The 2,938-nt window shown below is 44.0% G+C and carries 4 protein-coding genes; 3 read left to right on the forward strand and 1 reads right to left on the reverse strand.

Features of this window, described 5'->3' with window-relative positions:
• Nucleotides 1-304: 304 nt before the first annotated feature.
• Together ahr and PX482_RS23320 are read left to right on the forward strand one after the other, a co-directional pair.
• Nucleotides 305-1,309 carry an NADPH-dependent aldehyde reductase Ahr gene (gene ahr / locus PX482_RS23315; RefSeq protein ID WP_002758768.1) on the forward strand — a complete coding sequence of 335 codons (1,005 nt, stop codon included), beginning with the start codon at nucleotides 305-307 and terminating at the stop codon, nucleotides 1,307-1,309.
• A gap of 28 nt (nucleotides 1,310-1,337) precedes the next feature.
• Nucleotides 1,338-2,114, forward strand: coding sequence for a Uma2 family endonuclease (locus PX482_RS23320; RefSeq protein ID WP_288123093.1), 777 nt, complete (start codon nucleotides 1,338-1,340; stop codon nucleotides 2,112-2,114).
• A gap of 125 nt (nucleotides 2,115-2,239) precedes the next feature.
• Here the strand turns inward: PX482_RS23320 and gifA are convergent, their stop codons facing one another.
• A complete protein-coding gene (gifA, locus tag PX482_RS23325) occupies nucleotides 2,240-2,440 on the reverse strand; it encodes a glutamine synthetase inactivation factor IF7A (protein ID WP_002758764.1) in 201 nt (66 codons plus the stop codon).
• 136 nt (nucleotides 2,441-2,576) lie between these two features.
• On the opposite strand from gifA, the gene PX482_RS23330 reads away from it, so the two are divergent.
• A complete protein-coding gene (locus tag PX482_RS23330; RefSeq protein ID WP_288026164.1) occupies nucleotides 2,577-2,711 on the forward strand; it encodes a hypothetical protein in 135 nt (44 codons plus the stop codon).
• The last annotated feature ends 227 nt before the right edge of the window (nucleotides 2,712-2,938 follow it).

A 2,938-nucleotide genomic window follows, 5' to 3' on the forward strand; every position in this document is an offset into this window, starting at 1 on the left:
AAGACCTCTTGCATAAATCCGAAAACAAACGATAGAAACAATAATGGGAGGGACTTTCAGTTAATTATTTATTAGTAGTTGATAATCTTCAAAAATGTTGCTGTACAAGGATCGACTTAAGACTTTTGCAAGAGGTCTATACTAAATCCTTTGAGTATAGGCTACATATCAGGACAGGCAAAAGGCAAGAGGCAAAAGGCAAAAGGCAAAAGAGAGAATAGATAATCAGTTTTTAATAACTGGATTTAGTATCAGAGCAATTTAGGATAAGATAACCAATAAACCCATTCTAGAGGACTTAATCATGATTAGAGCCTATGCTGCCCGAGAAAAAGGGGGAAAACTAGAGCCTTTTGACTACGATCCGGGTATATTAGGGGATGAAGATGTGGAAATCGCGGTGGAATATTGCGGCATCTGCCACAGTGACCTAAGTATGCTCGATAACGATTGGGGACTGACCACCTATCCCTTTGTCCCCGGTCATGAAGTGGTCGGTACGATCGCCGCTCTCGGTGCTAAAGTCAAAGAATTAAAGATAGGGCAAAGAGTCGGTCTTGGTTGGTTTTCCCGTTCCTGTTCGACCTGTGAAACTTGTATGTCAGGGGATCAAAACCTTTGTGCTACTGCCGAAGGAACTATCGTCGGTCGCCATGGCGGTTTTGCTGAAAAAGTCCGGGCCCATCATAGTTGGTTAGTTCCCCTGGGGAACCAGTTAGATGCGGCCAAAGCTGGCCCGCTTTTTTGTGGTGGTATAACCGTCTTTAATCCCATTGTCCAATTTGATATTAAACCCACGGCGCGAGTTGGTGTCATTGGTATTGGTGGATTGGGCCATATAGCCTTAAAATTCCTCAAAGCTTGGGGCTGCGAAGTAACCGCTTTTTCCAGTAGTCCCGACAAAGAAACAGAAGCAAAAGAATTAGGCGCGACTCATTTTATCAATTCCAGAGACCCCGAAGCTTTGCAATCGGTACAAAATTACTTTGATTTCATCATCTCTACCGTTAACGTTAATCTCGATTGGGGTCTTTATATCGCCTGTTTACGTCCCAAAGGTCGTCTGCATATTGTTGGGGCTGTTCTTGAACCCATGAATACCTATGCTTTTCCCTTGATTATGGGTCAAAAATCGATTTCTGGCAGTCCTTTGGGTAGTCCCAGTACCATCAATAAAATGATCGAATTTGCCTCTCGCCATGGCATTGAACCGGTGACAGAAACCTATCCTATCTCCCAGGTGAATGAAGCCATGGAAAAATTGCGAACCGGACAACCTAAATATCGCCTCGTCTTGCAAATAAAATAAAACCATCTCTATCCCGGACGTAACCCCAATGACTCAACCCCTCACTCCTCCAGTTATCGATTGGCAAGAACCACCCATTCCCCCGGAAGACTTGATTTTTGATGATGGAGAACCTTTGGAAACGCACCGTCACCGCAAGGCCATGAATGTCTTAATCGATTCTATCGAACAAGCCTATCAGGATCGAGAAGACTTTTTTGTTGGCGGTAATATGTTTATTTACTTTAGCCGTGAGCGGGTTTTTAATAAAGATTTTCGTGGCCCCGATTTTTTCGTTGTCCTCGATATCGATGGTAGTTATAAACGACAAGGATGGGTGGTTTGGGACGAAAACGGACGTTATACCGATGTGATCGTGGAATTAATGTCAGAAAGCACCGCAAAAATCGATTTAACTACCAAAAAAGACCTGTATGAGCGGACTTTTCGCTGTTCCCAATACTTCGTTTATAATCCCTTTGATGCCACTTCCCTGCAAGGTTGGACTTTAGACCCAAATCAATGCTATCAAGAAATTATTCCCGACCACCGCGGTTGGTTATGGTGTCAACGTTTGGGATTATGGTTAGGAGTCTGGATGGGCAGCATCCAGCGAGAAGAAGCCCCTTGGCTACGTTTTTATGACCTAGACGGCAATTTAATTCTCCTACCCGCGGAATTAGCCGAAATCGAACGTCAGAATGCTGAAATCGAACGTCAACGCGCCCAGGCAGCCTATCAACAGGCTGAAAGCGAACGTCAACGTGCGGAACGTTTAGCGGCGCAATTACGGCAATTAGGCATAAATCCCGATGAAACCCCGTAATCGGCCCAGGACTGACCCCTATCTCTAAAAACCGAAAGCCCACACCTTCCGATCTCGGTTTGTGTGGGCTGATTGTTCACTTAATTCTAAGATTGAAAGCTGATACTTTGGCGAAATCTCAGACCCTAACTGAGAGTAACACCAGAGCGATCGTAAGTTTGTGAAGAAAAGTCGGCCGAGAAGCGACGTTGAACGGTTTCCCCGTAGCCATTGTCATTGTCAATACCGATTTCAGAAGCACTTCTCCCTAACATCGATTGTTGACGATTTTTAACGGCGTGGTGGTGACGCATCATTAAGGCACGAGCTTGTTGTTCTGTGGACATAATCATTTCCTCCGATCTGCAAATAGTGTTTCGAACTTTTTTAATCACCTACTAAATATATATAACATACAATTCTGTATCTATTTTTACAAAATGCCCTAATCCCAGAAAAATTAACAAAACTTTACAATAGGGTTTGCTGAAAAAGTTTGTTGGTGGGGTTAGGAGTCGGTCGTCAGGAGTCGGTCGTCAGGAGTCGGTCGTCAGGAGTCGGTCGTCAGGAGTCGGTCGTCAGGAGTCAGGAGATTATTTTTATAGTCATTTCAGATAAGTCTGATACACTCTAGACCAGTTAAACCCTTATGAACTCTGGCATTGATATTCTCAATCTTAATTGAAATGACTATATTTATTCTTCCCACACCCTACACCCCACACCCTACACCCCACACCCTACACCCATTGGTGAGAAGTTAAGCTTGTGTGTAATTTGTCAAGGGGTTATTGAAAAAAAATTGGGGACTACTTCGTTGCCGGTCAGGAAAAGGTGCTACAATC

Source organism: Microcystis sp. M53602_WE12 (genome assembly GCF_030065455.1).
GTDB lineage: Bacteria > Cyanobacteriota > Cyanobacteriia > Cyanobacteriales > Microcystaceae > Microcystis > Microcystis aeruginosa.

Bases quoted from the DNA above. Each gene is read 5' to 3' on its own strand.
- PX482_RS23320 (WP_288123093.1), top strand. From the start codon at position 1,338: ATGACTCAACCCCTCACTCCTCCAGTTATCGATTGGCAAGAACCACCC.
- ahr (WP_002758768.1), top strand. From the start codon at position 305: ATGATTAGAGCCTATGCTGCCCGAGAAAAAGGGGGAAAACTAGAGCCT.
- gifA (WP_002758764.1), bottom strand. From the start codon at position 2,440: ATGTCCACAGAACAACAAGCTCGTGCCTTAATGATGCGTCACCACCAC.